The organism is Kribbella sp. NPDC058693, assembly GCF_042715335.1.
Taxonomy (GTDB): domain Bacteria; phylum Actinomycetota; class Actinomycetes; order Propionibacteriales; family Kribbellaceae; genus Kribbella; species Kribbella jiaozuonensis.
Genome location: NZ_JBHXSQ010000001.1, coordinates 967,634 through 981,554, shown reverse-complemented (window position 1 = coordinate 981,554; position 13,921 = coordinate 967,634). Strand labels below are relative to the sequence as shown.

Here is a 13,921-nt window from a genome sequence, read left to right as displayed (position 1 = left end):
ATCTATGTCCATCAAGCGCTGATTTATGTCTCATCGTCTTGATAGGCGCGCGTATGATGATGGGCATGGATGTGCTCGCAGATGTCGTCGGCGCGATGAAGACCGGCCCGGCCACGTCCGGGCGCACCGACGTCCGGGGTCCGTGGGGGCTGCGGTTCGTGCATTCGTTCGGCGCCACGTTCCACCTGATCCTGCAAGGTACGGCGTGGTTGCTGCCGCCGGACGGAGACCCGATCCCGCTCGGACCGGGCGATGCGGTCCTGCTCCCGCGCGGTCTCGACCACGCGCTCGTCGACCATCCCGACTCGCCGACGGTCGCCTTCGACCCGACCGTCGAGGAGCCGCCGCAAGGTCAGGGCGCCCGCGCGCTGCTGCTGTGCGGCACCTATCGCCTCGATCGCGAGCGCCCGCACCCCGTGCTCACCAAGCTGCCCGACGTGGTCGTCGTGCCGGCGGACCCGGGCCGCCACCGTTCGTTGCATACGGCAATCAGCATCCTCGGCGAGGAGCTCGACGCGCAGCGGCCCGGCTCGGCCGCCGTCGTACCGGCGCTGGTCGACGCGCTGCTGGTGCTGATCCTGCGGGCCTGGCTCGAGGACCACGAGTGCTCAACCGAAGGTTGGGCGCAGGCGCTGACCGACCCCTCGGTCGTGCAGGCCCTGGAGCTGATCCACGAGAGGCCTGGTGCCGCGTGGACGGTCGCTGATCTGGCCGCCGATGTCGGGTTGTCGCGGGCTGCGTTCGCGCGCCGGTTCACCGAGGCGGTAGGCGAGCCGCCGCTGACCTACCTGTCCCGTTGGCGGATGACGACGGCGGCGCGGCTGTTGCGTGATCACGATCGCCCGCTCGCCACGGTCGCGAAGGAGATCGGCTACACCTCGGAGTTCGCGTTCGCGAAGGCGTTCAAGCGCGACTTCGGCGTACCGCCAGGGACCTACCGCAAGCAGCTCACGCCGGCCTGACGGTCAGATCTTCTGGCCGCAACGTCGCGACCAGTTCGCCGCGGCTGCGCACGCCGACCTTGGTGAACGCCGACTTCAGGTGGTCCTGGATCGTGTGCGGCGAGATCGACAACCGGTCGGCGATCTCGGTCGTCGTGTGCCCGGAGATGACCTCCAGGCAGATCTCCCGCTCGCGCGTGGTCAGGCCGTACGCCGCCAGCAGCATCCCGACCAGGTGATGCCCGGACGCCGGCTCGATCGTGACAACGACTTCGTCGTCACCGTCCCCGAGCAATCGGCTGCCCTGCAACACGACCCATCCGCCTGACGCCGACTGCACCCGCGCCTGGAACGTCCCGCCGGCCGCCACCCGCGTGCCGGTGACCACCGCGCGCAGCAGTACGTCGAACCGCCCGGGCGCGATCTCGTTCAGCTCGTCCTGCCAGGTCCGCGCGGCCGCGGTGATCGCCCGAGGTTCGCCGTTCGGCCCGGTGACGACGATCGACGGGCCGACCCCTCCGTGGTACCCGTGCGCATCGGTCCGCACGGCGACCCGCGTCGCCGCACCGATCACCGGCGCCACCGACCCGAGGAACCCCACCTCGCGATCGTTGAAGTCCGATCCGCTCCGGACGAACCCGGCCGCACCCCAGCAGTCACCGTCGACGGTGAACGTGGTCCGCACCTCGTGCTCGATCCCGAGCGGCCGCCACACCTCGTTCAGCCGTCGGTGCCCGACAACCTCGCGGTGCGGCAGGTCGGACAGCCGCGCGACCCGGCGATCGTTCCGGGCCAACTCGGCGAACGAGTTCGGCACACTTCCGGCGTACTCCGTCTCCGCCAGCCGCGGCTCGTACTCCGAGGGGATCCGCGCCTGACCGCTGGTCATCGAGCTCATCACGAGCGTGCCCGGATCCAGGCCGGCCCAGCAGGTCAGCTCGCTGCCGACGACCCGTTCGACCACCTCGATCGCGGCCGCGTGCAACTCGGCGACGCCCATCCCCGACGTCGCCAGTGCCGCGATGTCCCGGCGTGCGGCCCGGGCCCGGCCCTCCCACATGCGCTCAGTATGCGCCGCCGTATCGGGGCCGCCTATCCCGGAAATGTGGGGATTCCGGCCGGCGCTCGAGCCCAGCCGGACGGGATTTCGGCGACGGTCGCTGCTTCCTACCGTCGCGGGCATGACCGAATCAGTGCATCTGAGCAATGCCGGCAGCGGGGTCGAGCACACCGCTCCGGATGCGACCGTGACCGTCAAGATCGGCGCCGAGCACACCGACGGGCAGTACGAGCTGTTCGAGATCGACGCGCCCCGCGGCGACGCGACGCCGCCGCACAGCGAGTCCTGGAGCAAGGCGTTCTACGTGCTGCAGGGCCGGATCCTCGTCCAGGCAGGCGATCAGGGCTACGACCTCGGCCCGGGTTCGTCGATCAGCATCCCGGCCGGCACGCTGAACACCTTCTCGGTGCTCACCCCGGCGGCGAAGTTCCTCACCATCAGCCAGACCGGCCGGATGAGCGAGCTGTTCGGGAGCCCGGCATGAGTACGGCGGCGCAGGTCCTGGCGATCGTCATCGCGGTGATGCTGACCGCGGTGTTCGTGATGGAGTCGATCCTCTACCGGCACCCGAAGCTGTATCCGCTGTTCCTCACCAAACCGACCGACTTCGACGCGGTCCGGCTGTGGACCGTGAACCTGGGCTGGTACAGCCTGACCACCGCGGCCGCGCTGGTGATCGGCGTCGTCCTCGCGGCGAACGGGCACGAGTCGGCGGGCAACGCGCTGGTGACCTTCACTGCGGCGCAGCACACGTTCTTAGCCGTCGTCCTGGTCATCTCGGAGCGCCGGTTGTGGTTCAACGCGCTCCTGGAAGGCATTCCTGCCGCGGTTTTGCTCATCCTCGTCCTGTAGGAAAGTTACGAACTCTGCGCAATCATGGGCATGAAACACCGCACACACTCAAGGTTCCCGGATGGTCACCGAGCGTTCGACCATTCCGGGGGCCTGCCGCCCTGAGTACCCGTGAAGGTGAGGTCCATGAGCCCAATCAGTCGCAGGACCCTTGTTCTCGGCGGACTCGCCGCGGCTGGTGTCGGCGCCCTCCCGGCTGCCGCCCAGTCGTCAGTGATCACCGCTACCGCCGCCGTCCCGTACCCGTTCCAGCTCGGCATCGCGTCCGGTGAGCCGGACGCGAACAGCGTCGTGCTGTGGACCCGCCTGGCCCCGTCGCCGACCAACGCCGACGGCCAGGGCGGGATGGCGAACGCCGATGTCGCCGTGGACTGGCAGGTGTCGACCACCGACACCTTCAGCACGCTGGTCGCGTCCGGCACAGTCACCGCGAAGTATGCCGCCGCGCACTCGGTGCACGCCATCGCCGGCGGCCTCAACCCGGACTTCGACTACTTCTACCGATTCCGTGCCCAGGGTCACGTCTCGCCGGTCGGCCGGACCCGCACGACGCCGGCGATCGGCGCCGCCGGCCGGAACCTGGTGATGGCGTTCACCTCCTGCTCGCACTACGAGGAGGGGTACTTCACCGTCTATCGCCGGATGGCCGAGGAGAACCCTGGCGTCATCCTGCACCTCGGCGACTACATCTACGAGTACGGTCCGACCACGGGCCGCCCGCGACTCCACCTCGGCAACGAGGTCGTGTCGCTCGCGGACTACCGCCGGCGGTACGCGCAGTACAAGACGGACCCGGATCTGCAGGCGGCGCACGCGGTCGCGCCGTGGATCGTCGTACCGGATGACCACGAGGTGGAGAACAACTACGCCGGCACCGTGCGCGAGAACAACACTCCGGCGCTGACTGCGGCGCAGTGGACCGCGCGGCGTTCGGCGGCGTACCAGGCGTACTACGAGAACATGCCGCTGCGGCCTGCTCAGGTGAACAGTGGCAACAGCATCCAGCTGTACCGGCGGTTGCGGTGGGGGAGCCTGGCGACGTTCCACATGCTCGACACCCGGCAGTACCGCAACGACCAGGCGTGTGGCGACGGATGGAAGCTGTGCTCGGACGCTGATCTGGCCAGCCGCAGTCTGCCCGGCAACCCGCAGGAGACCTGGCTGCGGACGGTCTGGGGCAGCACCTGGGTACGTGGGACATCATCGGCCAGCAGGTGTTCTTCGCGCGCCGGTTCAACTCGACTGGCGCGAGCATGGACTCCTGGGACGGGTACCGCGCCTCGCGGGCCCGGATCCAGCAGGGCTGGGTGGATCGGTCGGTCCGCAACCCCGTCGTACTCACCGGGGATGTGCACCGGGCGTGGGCCAACGACCTCAAGGCCGACTACAACAACGCGAACTCGGCGACGATCGGCACCGAGCTCGTCACCAGCTCGGTCACCTCCAGCGGTGACGGCGACACGTCCACCGCGGTGCCGGATGCCGGTACGAACCCGTGGCTGAAGTTCTACAGCAACCGGCGCGGGTACATCCGCGCGACGGTCAGTCCGACCGAGATGCGAGCCGACTTCCGCAACGTGGCCAAGGTGTCCGAGCACGGCGCCGCCGCGGCGACAGCGAAGTCGTTCGTGATCGAAGAGGGCCAGCCCGGATTGCAGGCGGTGTGACCCATGAAGAAGATCTTTGCTCTTGGGGCTCTCGCAGCCACCGCGCTGGTTGCCACAGCCACACCCGCCGATGCTCACGTTGCCGCACCCACGTGGGTGACAGCGAACAGCGTGTCCACCGGTGACCAGGACAACGCGTCCATAGCGATCAACCGGAATGGGTACGTCGCCGTGGCGTGGGAGGACGACCGCGACACCGACAACGCGACCGACAACGTCCACAGCGACATCTGGGTGCGGCTGTTCCACAACGGCACCGCTGTGTACGAGAAGAAGCTCTCCGCCGGTGGCGACAGCGGAGTGACCAGCTGGCGCCACCTGCACCCGGACGTCGGCCTCGACGACAAGGGCAACGCGGTCGTCGTGTGGCAGGACGACCCGGACGGCAACGGCTTCTACAACATCCCGTACCGCGTCCTGAACACAGCCGGCACGGTGACCGCGTCCGGCAACGCCAACACGAGCGCGACTGGTCAGCAGATCAACCCGCGGGTTGCTGTTGACCCGGACGGCGCACCGTCCACTGCCGCAGTCGCGTTCACCGTTGCGTGGGAGGACATCCAGACCGGTACGCCGGCCACCGTGAAGGCAGCCGGCTACACCGGACCGACCACGCGCGCCTGGGAGGTCACCGCCTCGCAGACGACCGGGCAGCACCACAACCCGGATGTGGCCGTGTCGGCGTCGGGTGACGCCGTCGTCGTCTGGGACGAGGACGGCGACGCCAACGCCGACTACAACATCGGCCTGATCCGTCTGGGCCGGACCAACGGCGCAGCCACCCTGTCCCGCCGGGTCGCCAACGCGACGACCACAGGTCAACAGACACGCGCAGCCGTCGCAGCCAACTTCAACGGCGACTTCGCGGTCGCATGGCAATCAGGTACGGCGCTCAGCACGCGCTCGTTCGACTCGACCGGCGTCGCGCGGTACGCCGACGTACAGGTCGCGGCCGCCGGCATCGCACCGTCGATCGGCATCGACGACCAGGCGCAGACCGTGGTGGGCTGGACGGTCCAGGCCACTGACCTCGACGTGTGGATCCGGGGCTTCGGCACGGACGGCACGGACACCGGTCGGCTGTCGTCGCAGCAGCTCAGCTCTGCAACGGCTGGCCGGCAGGAGCAGATGTCGGTCGCGGTTTCGCCGTACGCCGAAGTTGCTGTCGCCTACACCGACGACAACGACGGCAACACGTACGACCAGGTCATCCTCGGCACCGGAATCTCCAACAACAGCTGGTGATTCAGCTGATGGAGAACCACAGAATCGCAGCCAGCACCAGCTCGACCCAGAAGTAGAACCAGATCGGATAGAAGGCGGCCGGCCGGTCGAACACCCGCCCGATCAACCGGCCGGCCGCCATCCCGGCCAACGCAACAGCGACGGCGATCACCGCCCCGCGGCGGATCCCGTCGTCCAGCAGTGCGACGACGAGCATCCCTGCGACGGCAAGCCCGAACCCGCCGTACACGGCCCGGACTTCGCTGCGCGCGTTCGGCCCGCTGATCTGGATCCCGAACGGCCGCACGAGCGCGGCGGGTGCGGCGAGTCCGTAGATCCCCATGCCGGCGAAGAAGACAGCAACGACGATGATCCCGATCACTTGCCGAAGGCTACTTCGTGGACGGGCTGATCGTGCTGAGGACGGCGTTGGCCGACGTCACCACGTCGAGGCTGGTGATGTCTTGCAGGGGGATGGACGTGCTGGCCGGTACCTGCGCCTGGTAGCTGCCGTTCGAGGCCCACCACCCGGCGGTCTCGGTGGTTCCGTTGCGGCTGTGGACGATCAGCATGCAGTGCTCGTCCGGCCGCAGGTCTTTCAACCGGAGCTGGATGTCGGTGCCCCAGCCGTGACTCGTCAGCTTGGCGGTGGTGTCGATCCCGCCGACTCCGTCCGTCGCTGTCCAGGTCGCCGAGGCCGGAGCTGACAGCAGGCCCCAACCGAGCACTCCGCTGACCATGGCCGCCGAGGCTGCCGCCAGCACCCAGCGCCGCGGCCGCTTCTTCTTCGTAAGCGTGAGCGGCGCCGGCTCCGGCTGGTCCGTCTCGAGGTCTTCAACCGGTATGGCGTGCAGCAGGCCCGGGAGATGGGCGAACTGCAGCAGCGTCTCGCGGCAGGTCGCGCAGGTCTCGAGGTGCTCCTCGGTCGCGCGACGTTCGGACGTCTCCAGCGCACCGAGGACGTAGGCGCCGATCGACATCGTCTCCGGGCACGTCATGAGCCGGTCACTCCTCGTTCCTCCAGCGCCGCGCGGAGTGCGTGCAGCGCGTAGTAGCTCCGCGACTTCACCGTCCCCGGCGGTACGCCGAGCACCACCGCCGCCTCGTTGACGGTCCGCCGCTTGTAGAACAGCTCTACGATCACCTGCCGGTGGTCGTGGCTCAGGCCGCGCATGACCTCGATCACCTGCCAAACCTGCAGCACGTGGTCGATGTCGTCGCCGAGCGCCGCGAACTCACGGTCGTCGATCGGTACTTCGGTCACCCGGGCCGCCTGTTTGCGGTGCCCGGAGATCACCAGGTTGCGCGCGACCGTGAACAGCCAGCGGCCGGCCCGGTCCGGGTCCAGTTCCGACGCGTGCGACCAGGCCCGCGCCATCGTCTCCTGCACGATGTCCTCGGCGTACTGACGGTCGCCGCCCACCGAGCGCAGGACATAGCCGTAGAGCGGCCGCCGGTACTTGTCGTACAACGCGCGGATCACCGTGTCGTCATCCACACCTCAGAACTACGCACAAGAGCGATAGAAGGTTCAACTGAACCTGTCGGCGGTATCCCGCGTATCTGCTGGTGAAAGGAGATAGCGATGAAAACGACAGTATTGTTGCTCGGAGCAACGGTGGCCGCGGTGGGAACGCTGGCTGCGTGTGGCGGCGGATCGAGCGCTCAAACGACGACCGGCGGGGCTGCGGCAGGGGCCGCGGTGTCGGTCCAGAACGTGAGCGGCGTCGGTCAGACGCTGGTCGACTCGTCCGGCAAGACGCTGTACTTCGCCGACCAGGAGGCCGGCGGGATGGTCAAGTGCACCGGCAACTGCCTGAGCTTCTGGATGCCGGCGACCGGTACCGCTACCGACGCGAAGTCGGTGACCGGTCTGGGCGTGATGAAGCGCTCCGACACGGGCGCGGATCAGCTGACCTTCCAGGGCAAACCGCTCTACACCTTCAAGCTCGACACCGGCGCCGGCAAGGCCCAGGGCAACAACGTGACCGACTCATTCTCGGGCACGAGCTTCACCTGGCACGCCGCAACCACCACTGCGGCCGCAGCCCCCACCCAGCCCCTGTCCAGCTCCTCCGGAGGCGGCGGCTACGGCTACTGACGCTTGTACACCGCAGTCAGCCGTCCACGCGCGATAGTGCTGGCATCAATGGCTTTGAGGGCCTCGTCGAGACCGGTGCCATTGGCGAAGCCGGTTGCCTTGGACAACGCGTAGACAGTGAAGCGGTAGTGGTGCGTGCCGCTCGGCGGGCAGGGACCGGCGTACGACGGTTCGCCCGCGGAGTTGTATCGGTTACTTGCGCGGGACCAGCTTGATGACCGGTAGTTCTCGGTCGGTTTTGACCTGGTACTCCGCGAATCGTGGTGCGGCCGTGGTGATGCGGTCCCACGCCTCCGCTCGCTCAGCGCCGTGGAGTTGCTCGGCGTGGACCTCGAGAGTCGTGCCGTCGATGTCGATCTGGATGTCCGGGTTGGCGGCCAGGTTGTAGTACCAGGCGGGGTTGCCGGGAGCGCCGGCCGCGGAGGCGACGATCAAGCGGCTGCCGTCGGCGCCCGGGAACCAGCCGACCGGCGTACGCCGCTCCTCGCCGGACTTGCGCCCGATCGTCCGCAGTACCAACGCGTCGAAGCCCATGAACTTCGCGCCGCGGCCGATCCGGCGGGCCATCAGGCTGTTCATCCAGCGCATCACCCGTCCCTTCGGCTGACGCGCGCCGCGGGTGCCGGCCTTCGTGTCGAAGCTCATCGCGAACTCACCTCGTCGTGCACCGTGCGCGTCGTGCTGACCGTGTCGTCGTACCCGAACGGCTTGCCTTCGAGGTTGAAGCTCCAGGAGGTGGTCGGCGTGATCCGCAGGTAGTTGCCCGGGCCGAAGCGGCCGGTGCGCTCGACCAGTTCGGCCTCGCCGTAGATGCGCAGGTAGCGGGGGATCCAGGGATCGGTCGACGGGAGGTCGTCGAGGATCACAGCGACCTTGGTGTTGCCGGCCCGCACGTTGCGGAACTTCCGGGTGCGCACCGGGTCGACGCCGCCGATGTAGAGGTGCGTGCCGTCGTACTCGAACCCCACCGGTACGGCGTCCGGCTGCCCGTCTGCCCCGACCGTGGCCAGCCGTGCGATGCGCTGGGACCGCAGGTACTCGAGCTCCTCGTCGCTGAAGGACATCGGACCTCCTCAATAGTTAATGGCATTTACTGTATGCATCGTTAACTATACATGCCCTGTACCGTGGAGCTGTGAGTGAGACGGAGGTCGCCCCGGCGGCCGTCCGCACGGGTCCGCTGCACAGCGTCGACCTGGCGGCCGGCCAGCTGGACGCGGCCGCGGGGCTGATCCAGCTGACTTCGCTGGTGCAAGGCATCTACGCGCGCGTTTCCGACCGGCACGATCTGACGCCGGTCCAGGCCAAGCTGCTGTGCGTGCTGCTCGGCGGGCCGCGTGGGATGGCCGAGTTGGCGGCCTGTTTCGGTGTGGAGAAGGCTGCGCTCACCGGACTGATGGACCGCGCCGAGAAGCGCGGGCTGGCGGAGCGTTCCCCGGTCCCGGGCAACCGGCGGGCCTTGCAGGTCAACCTGACCGACGCCGGTCGGCGGGCCGCTACGGCCTTCCACGCGGAGGTCGGCGAGGCGCTCAACAAGCTGCTCGCGGACCTGAGCCCGGCCGATCGCGAGCAGTTCCGCGCCACCATGGCCGGCATCGTCACCAGCTGCCGCAGCGGCTGCTGACCGTCCACCCGCTGAACCGCGACGCCGCGTGGATAGCGGTTTCCGATACGATCTGGGCGTGTCGAAGCCGTTGAGTACCTGAGGTGTCCGCCGTCATCGGTGCCTTCGGCGCGCTGGTCGCGGTCGCCGTCCTCGGGTACGTCGTCGGCCTTCTCGGCGTACTGCGGTCGCAGGACGAGCTCGTGCTGTCCCGGCTGGCGTTCTTCGTCGCGACGCCGGCGTTGCTGTTCACGACGGTCGCGCGGGCAGACCTGCGGGCAATCTTCTCGGTCGTGCTGGTCACCAACCTGCTGAGCCTGTTCGTGGTCCAGGTGGTGTTCGTCGTGGTCGCAGTGGCGATCTGGCGGCGCACACGGTCCGAGACCACGATCGGTGTGCTCGCGTCGTCGTACGTGAACGCCGGGAACCTCGGCGTACCGGTGGCGGCGTACGTGCTCGGGAACGGTGCGTTGGTCGCACCAATCGTGTTGTTCCAGGTCGTGATCATGGCGCCGATCGCGTTCGCCGTACTCGACCACGACCGGCAGGGGACCGGGCGGCGGGTGTCGGTGCGGACGATGGTGACGCGGCCGTTGCGCAATCCGCTGACCGTCGCGTCGTTGCTCGGGTTGCTGTTCTCGCTGCTGGGCGTACGATTGCCGGACCTCGTGATGCGGCCGATCGACCTGGTCGCGGCGGCGGCCGTGCCGGTTGCGTTGATCGCTTACGGGTTGAGCTTGAGTGCGGGGACGAAGGACTCGGTCAGCCTGCAGCGGGACGTCGTACTGGCGGTAGGTCTCAAGACCTTCGCCCAGCCCCTGGTCGCTTACACCATTGCCCGCTGGGTCCTGGACCTTCACGGGACCGCTCTACTGGCGCCGACCCTGCTGGCTGCTCTGCCGACTGCCCAGAACGTTTACGTCTACGCGGTCCACTACAAGGCGAGCCGAACGCTTGCACGCAGCGCGGTCCTGCTCAGCACGTTGCTGTCGATCCCGGTGATGATTCTGATCGCGGGTCTGCTGGCCTAGCGCATGGCTTTGAAGGCCTCTTCGGCGACGGGCTCGACCTGGTCGACGTTGACGCCTTCGTTCGCGGACTGGGCGATGACCGTGAGGGTGTTGGAGCCGCGGTAGCACTGGGTCGGCAGGTTGCCGGACGACTCGACGCAGGTGGAGCTGCCGATCTTCTTGATGTTGTCTGCGGTCGCGCCGGAGTCGGCGACGGTCTTGTCGATGTCGACCTTGCCGCGCAGCGCGATGATCACGAACATCCGGTTGCCGTCGATGGTCCCGTACGCCTCGACCGTCGCCTGCTTGCCGTTGTTGATCCGGCTCAGTGCCTGGCGCGTCTGGTCCAGCTGCAGCTGGTTACGGATGTTCGCGTCGGTGATCCGGTCGAGCCCGGCCAGCTTGGCCGGCGGGGTGATCCCACGCTCGGTGTTGAGCCGGTTGAGCGGCCCGAGACCCCAGATGTAGCCGAGCAACGCCAGTGCGAGCAGGATGACGAGCGCCGCGACGACGGTCACCCACGGACCGCGGACCTTGATCCGCCGCCACCACTTCTTCTTGGGTTGCTCGGTCTTCTTGTCCCCAGGTGTTTCCCCAGCAGGTTTCTCGGCACTTGCCGGGACGGCGGCCAGCTCGGCGGTGTCCGCGCCGGCGTCGGCCGTGGTGACGGCCTTCTCCGTCGGCTTCGGATCCGCCGGGTCGGTGGGGTCGCTCATGGGGTGGCTCCTCGGACGTTCGGTCACGGGGTTCGGACCCGATGCTTCCACATCAGCACAAACCGGTCTCGCAGGGTAGTCGTTCGGCGACACGCGCCGGTGCCCGCCTCCAGCAGGAGACGGGCACCGGGAGCGTGCTCAGAGCGCAGCGACGACCTTGACCGCGTCGGAGTCGTCGGCGTGCCAGACGATCTCGCCGGTGATCCGGCCTGCGGCCCGCAGATCCGGCTCGGCGCGCTCGGCCAGCTCCAGCCGCGCAGCCGGACCGGTGACCTCGACCTTGCTGACCTCGGTCTTCATCGAGACCTGCGCCTCGGACTTCGCCCCGCGGATCCCCGCGAGAACCTCCGAGACGGCGTCCAGAACCTCAGGCTCCTGTGCCGCGACCGCGAGATCGACATCCGGCTGCGGCCAGCTGGTCAGGTGGATCGAACCCTCCTGCCACCACGACCAGACCTCCTCGGTCGCGAACGGCAGGTACGGCGCGAGCAGCCGGAGCTGGACGGACAACGCAACGGCCAGCGCCGCCTTCGCGGAGGCCGCCGCGGCGTCGCCCTGACCGCCGTACGCCCGCTCCTTGACCAGCTCGACGTAGTCGTCGCAGAACGTCCAGAAGAACCGCTCGCTGATCTCCAGCGCGCCGGTGTAGTCGAACCGCTCGAAGGCCGCCGTGGCATCCGCGACGACCGACCGCAGCTGCTGCAGCATCGCCAGGTCGACCGGCTCGGTGACCGCACTCGCGTCGACGGTCGTCGCGCCGAAGCCGAGGACGAACTTCGACGCGTTCAGGACCTTGATCGCGAGCCGCCGCCCGACCTTCATCTGCGACTCGTCGAACGGCGAGTCCATCCCCGGCCGGGCCATCGCCGCCCGCCACCGGACCGCGTCCGCGCCGAACTTGTCCAGGATCTCGGTCGGGACGACCGCGTTGCCCTTGGACTTCGACATCTTCTTGCGGTCCGGGTCGACGACGAACCCGGAGATCATCGACCGCGCCCACGGCAGCGTGCCGTTCTCGAAGTGGGCCCGGACGACGCGGGAGAACAGCCAGGTGCGGATGATCTCGTGCGCGTGCGTGTTCAGATCCATCGGGAAGGTACGCCGGAACAGGTCGTCGTCCCGCTCCCAGCCGCAGGCGATATGCGGCGTCAGCGACGACGTCGCCCAGGTGTCCATCACGTCGGGGTCGGCCTCGAACCCGCCCGGCTTGCCGCGCTGGGACTCGTCGTACCCCCGCGGTGCCTGGGAGGTCGGGTCGATCGGCAGCTCGGCCTCGGACGGCATCAGCGGGTGCGCGTAGTCGGGCTCGCCGTCGGCGTCCAGCGGATACCAGACCGGGAACGGGACGCCGAAGTACCGCTGGCGGGAGATCAGCCAGTCGCCGTTCAGCCCCTCGACCCAGTTCAGGTAGCGGTGGCGCATGTGCTCGGGGACCCAGGCGAGCTCCTCGCCGCGCTCGATGAACTCCTGCTTGAGCGCGTCGTCGCGGCCGCCGTTGGTGATGTACCACTGCCGGGTGGAGACGATCTCGAGCGGCTTGTCGCCGTTCTCGTAGAAGTTCGCCATCCGCTCGGTGGGCTTCGGCTCGCCGTCCAGGTCGCCGCTCTCGCGCAGCTTCGCCACGATCAGCTCGCGGGCGCTGAAGACGGTCTTGCCGGCCAGCTCGCCGTACAGCTCGGCGGAGCCTTCGAGCCAGGCCGGGGTCTCTCGCAGGAACCGGCCGTCGCGACCGATCACGGTCCGGACCGGCAGCTGCAGCTCGCGCCACCACTGGATGTCGGTCTGGTCGCCGAAGGTGCAGCACATCGCGATACCGGCGCCCTTGTCCATCTCGGCGGCCGGGTGCGAGAGGACCGGGACCTCGACGCCGAACAGCGGCGACTTCACCGTCGTGCCGAACAGGTGCTTGTAGCGGTCGTCGTCGGGGTGCGCGATCAGGGCGACGCACGCCGGGATCAGCTCCGGGCGGGTGGTCTCGATGTAGATCGGGCCGTCGGCGCCGTGGAACGCGATCCGGTGGTAGGCGCCCGGATACGGCCGGGCCTCCATCTCGGCCTGCGCGACCGCGGTCTGGAACGTGACGTCCCAGACCGTCGGCGCCTCGGCCAGGTAGGCCTCGCCGCGGGCGAAGTTGCGCAGGAACGCCCTCTGCGACGTCCGCCGGGAGTCCTCGGAGATCGTGGTGTAGAGATGGTCCCAGTCGACGCTCAGGCCGACCGTCCGCCACATCGACTCGAACGCCTGCTCGTCGATATGGGTGAGCTCACCGCACAGGTCGACGAAGTTCTGCCTGGCGATCGGGAGCTGCCGCTTCGGGTCCGGTTTGGCCGGCGGGGTGAAGTCAGCGTCGTACGGCAGTGAGGGGTCGCACTTGACGCCGTAGTAGTTCTGGACCCGGCGCTCGGTGGGCAGGCCGTTGTCGTCCCAGCCGATCGGGTAGAAGACCTTCTTCCCCCGCATCCGCTGGAACCGGGCGACCAGGTCGGTGTGGGTGTAGCTGAAGATGTGCCCGACGTGCAGCGACCCGGAGACCGTCGGTGGCGGCGTGTCGATCGAGAACACGTCGGCCCGCTCGGCGGTGCGGTCGAAGGCGTAGGTCTGCTGCTCCTTCCATACGGCAGCCCACTTCTCCTCGAGGCCTTCGAGGGTGGGCTTGTCTGGAACGCGGGACGTCTGGCTCATGCGCACAATCGTAGTGGTTGTCAAGGGGTGCTCCGAACGCTTATCCACAGCCCTCACCTAGACTG

The 13,921-nt window shown here is 68.3% G+C and carries 16 protein-coding genes and 1 pseudogene; 8 read left to right on the top strand and 9 right to left on the bottom strand.

The annotated features are described in order from the left end of the window. The first annotated feature begins 65 nt into the window (after positions 1-65). The gene (locus ACFWUU_RS04625) at positions 66-962 is read left to right on the top strand and encodes an AraC family transcriptional regulator (protein ID WP_380172696.1); all 897 of its coding nucleotides are present in this window, start codon (positions 66-68) and stop codon (positions 960-962) included. On the opposite strand, the gene ACFWUU_RS04620 is transcribed toward ACFWUU_RS04625, so the two are convergent. Then, a complete protein-coding gene (locus tag ACFWUU_RS04620) occupies positions 949-2,001 on the bottom strand; it encodes a helix-turn-helix transcriptional regulator (RefSeq protein WP_380172695.1) in 1,053 nt (350 codons plus the stop codon). The two genes, ACFWUU_RS04625 and ACFWUU_RS04620, sit on opposite strands and share 14 nt — an antisense overlap. 121 nt (positions 2,002-2,122) lie before the next feature. Here ACFWUU_RS04620 and ACFWUU_RS04615 point away from each other — a divergent pair, with 121 nt between their 5' ends. The 4 genes and pseudogenes from ACFWUU_RS04615 to ACFWUU_RS04600 all read left to right on the top strand — a co-directional run bounded on the left by ACFWUU_RS04615 (position 2,123) and on the right by ACFWUU_RS04600 (position 5,765). Next, the gene (locus tag ACFWUU_RS04615) at positions 2,123-2,485 is read left to right on the top strand and encodes a cupin domain-containing protein (RefSeq protein WP_137253636.1); all 363 of its coding nucleotides are present in this window, start codon (positions 2,123-2,125) and stop codon (positions 2,483-2,485) included. Next, positions 2,482-2,853, top strand: coding sequence for a DUF1304 family protein (locus ACFWUU_RS04610; protein ID WP_380172693.1), 372 nt, complete (start codon positions 2,482-2,484; stop codon positions 2,851-2,853). The genes ACFWUU_RS04615 and ACFWUU_RS04610 overlap by 4 nt, the downstream gene beginning before the upstream one ends. Positions 2,854-2,979: 126 nt before the next feature. Continuing rightward, positions 2,980-4,520 (top strand): annotated as a pseudogene (locus ACFWUU_RS04605) (alkaline phosphatase D family protein). Between the two features lie 3 nt (positions 4,521-4,523). Beyond that, positions 4,524-5,765: a hypothetical protein gene (locus tag ACFWUU_RS04600; protein ID WP_380172691.1), complete on the top strand. Its 1,242-nt coding sequence runs from the start codon at positions 4,524-4,526 to the stop codon at positions 5,763-5,765. A gap of 1 nt (position 5,766) precedes the next feature. On the opposite strand, the gene ACFWUU_RS04595 is transcribed toward ACFWUU_RS04600, so the two are convergent. The 3 genes from ACFWUU_RS04595 to ACFWUU_RS04585 are packed head-to-tail and all read right to left on the bottom strand — an operon-like array spanning position 5,767 to position 7,242. Continuing rightward, on the bottom strand, positions 5,767-6,126 hold the full coding sequence (locus ACFWUU_RS04595) for a DUF4345 domain-containing protein (RefSeq protein ID WP_380172689.1): 360 nt from the start codon (positions 6,124-6,126) through the stop codon (positions 5,767-5,769). 10 nt (positions 6,127-6,136) lie between these two features. Then, positions 6,137-6,742, bottom strand: a complete 606-nt coding sequence (locus ACFWUU_RS04590) for an anti-sigma factor family protein (protein WP_380172687.1) — start codon at positions 6,740-6,742, stop codon at positions 6,137-6,139. After that, positions 6,739-7,242 carry a sigma-70 family RNA polymerase sigma factor gene (locus tag ACFWUU_RS04585; protein ID WP_137253641.1) on the bottom strand — a complete coding sequence of 168 codons (504 nt, stop codon included), beginning with the start codon at positions 7,240-7,242 and terminating at the stop codon, positions 6,739-6,741. Before ACFWUU_RS04585 ends, ACFWUU_RS04590 begins: the two co-directional genes overlap by 4 nt. An 87-nt stretch (positions 7,243-7,329) precedes the next feature. Here ACFWUU_RS04585 and ACFWUU_RS04580 point away from each other — a divergent pair, with 87 nt between their 5' ends. Continuing rightward, complete coding sequence (locus tag ACFWUU_RS04580; protein ID WP_380172685.1) at positions 7,330-7,845, top strand: hypothetical protein; 516 nt, start codon at positions 7,330-7,332, stop codon at positions 7,843-7,845. Here ACFWUU_RS04580 and ACFWUU_RS04575 read toward each other — a convergent pair. Genes ACFWUU_RS04575 through ACFWUU_RS04565 form a run of 3 tightly spaced genes read right to left on the bottom strand, consistent with a single transcriptional unit; the run spans position 7,839 to position 8,909 of the window. Next, positions 7,839-8,150 carry a hypothetical protein gene (locus ACFWUU_RS04575; RefSeq protein WP_380174267.1) on the bottom strand — a complete coding sequence of 104 codons (312 nt, stop codon included), beginning with the start codon at positions 8,148-8,150 and terminating at the stop codon, positions 7,839-7,841. The genes ACFWUU_RS04580 and ACFWUU_RS04575 overlap by 7 nt on opposite strands. Continuing rightward, a complete protein-coding gene (locus tag ACFWUU_RS04570) occupies positions 8,038-8,490 on the bottom strand; it encodes a nitroreductase/quinone reductase family protein (RefSeq protein ID WP_380172683.1) in 453 nt (150 codons plus the stop codon). The genes ACFWUU_RS04575 and ACFWUU_RS04570 overlap by 113 nt, the downstream gene beginning before the upstream one ends. Next, positions 8,487-8,909 carry a PPOX class F420-dependent oxidoreductase gene (locus tag ACFWUU_RS04565; protein ID WP_380172681.1) on the bottom strand — a complete coding sequence of 141 codons (423 nt, stop codon included), beginning with the start codon at positions 8,907-8,909 and terminating at the stop codon, positions 8,487-8,489. Before ACFWUU_RS04565 ends, ACFWUU_RS04570 begins: the two co-directional genes overlap by 4 nt. 71 nt (positions 8,910-8,980) lie before the next feature. Here ACFWUU_RS04565 and ACFWUU_RS04560 point away from each other — a divergent pair, with 71 nt between their 5' ends. Together ACFWUU_RS04560 and ACFWUU_RS04555 are read left to right on the top strand one after the other, a co-directional pair. Further along, positions 8,981-9,469: a MarR family winged helix-turn-helix transcriptional regulator gene (locus tag ACFWUU_RS04560; RefSeq protein ID WP_380172679.1), complete on the top strand. Its 489-nt coding sequence runs from the start codon at positions 8,981-8,983 to the stop codon at positions 9,467-9,469. Positions 9,470-9,552: 83 nt separating this feature from the next. Next, on the top strand, positions 9,553-10,479 hold the full coding sequence (locus tag ACFWUU_RS04555; RefSeq protein WP_137253647.1) for an AEC family transporter: 927 nt from the start codon (positions 9,553-9,555) through the stop codon (positions 10,477-10,479). On the opposite strand, the gene ACFWUU_RS04550 is transcribed toward ACFWUU_RS04555, so the two are convergent. Both ACFWUU_RS04550 and valS read right to left on the bottom strand, forming a co-directional pair. After that, positions 10,476-11,174, bottom strand: coding sequence for a hypothetical protein (locus tag ACFWUU_RS04550; RefSeq protein WP_380172677.1), 699 nt, complete (start codon positions 11,172-11,174; stop codon positions 10,476-10,478). The two genes, ACFWUU_RS04555 and ACFWUU_RS04550, sit on opposite strands and share 4 nt — an antisense overlap. 138 nt (positions 11,175-11,312) lie before the next feature. Continuing rightward, positions 11,313-13,856, bottom strand: coding sequence for a valine--tRNA ligase (gene valS / locus ACFWUU_RS04545; RefSeq protein ID WP_380172675.1), 2,544 nt, complete (start codon positions 13,854-13,856; stop codon positions 11,313-11,315). Between the last annotated feature and the right edge of the window lie 65 nt (positions 13,857-13,921).

What these genes read in the sequence shown, in the direction of transcription:
- ACFWUU_RS04615 (WP_137253636.1), top strand. Translation starts at nt 2,123, where the DNA reads ATGACCGAATCAGTGCATCTGAGCAATGCCGGCAGCGGGGTCGAGCAC.
- ACFWUU_RS04580 (WP_380172685.1), top strand. Translation starts at nt 7,330, where the DNA reads ATGAAAACGACAGTATTGTTGCTCGGAGCAACGGTGGCCGCGGTGGGA.
- ACFWUU_RS04620 (WP_380172695.1), bottom strand. Translation starts at nt 2,001, where the DNA reads ATGTGGGAGGGCCGGGCCCGGGCCGCACGCCGGGACATCGCGGCACTG.
- ACFWUU_RS04625 (WP_380172696.1), top strand. Translation starts at nt 66, where the DNA reads ATGGATGTGCTCGCAGATGTCGTCGGCGCGATGAAGACCGGCCCGGCC.
- ACFWUU_RS04565 (WP_380172681.1), bottom strand. Translation starts at nt 8,909, where the DNA reads ATGTCCTTCAGCGACGAGGAGCTCGAGTACCTGCGGTCCCAGCGCATC.
- ACFWUU_RS04600 (WP_380172691.1), top strand. Translation starts at nt 4,524, where the DNA reads ATGAAGAAGATCTTTGCTCTTGGGGCTCTCGCAGCCACCGCGCTGGTT.
- ACFWUU_RS04570 (WP_380172683.1), bottom strand. Translation starts at nt 8,490, where the DNA reads ATGAGCTTCGACACGAAGGCCGGCACCCGCGGCGCGCGTCAGCCGAAG.
- valS (WP_380172675.1), bottom strand. Translation starts at nt 13,856, where the DNA reads ATGAGCCAGACGTCCCGCGTTCCAGACAAGCCCACCCTCGAAGGCCTC.
- ACFWUU_RS04590 (WP_380172687.1), bottom strand. Translation starts at nt 6,742, where the DNA reads ATGACGTGCCCGGAGACGATGTCGATCGGCGCCTACGTCCTCGGTGCG.
- ACFWUU_RS04610 (WP_380172693.1), top strand. Translation starts at nt 2,482, where the DNA reads ATGAGTACGGCGGCGCAGGTCCTGGCGATCGTCATCGCGGTGATGCTG.
- ACFWUU_RS04550 (WP_380172677.1), bottom strand. Translation starts at nt 11,174, where the DNA reads ATGAGCGACCCCACCGACCCGGCGGATCCGAAGCCGACGGAGAAGGCC.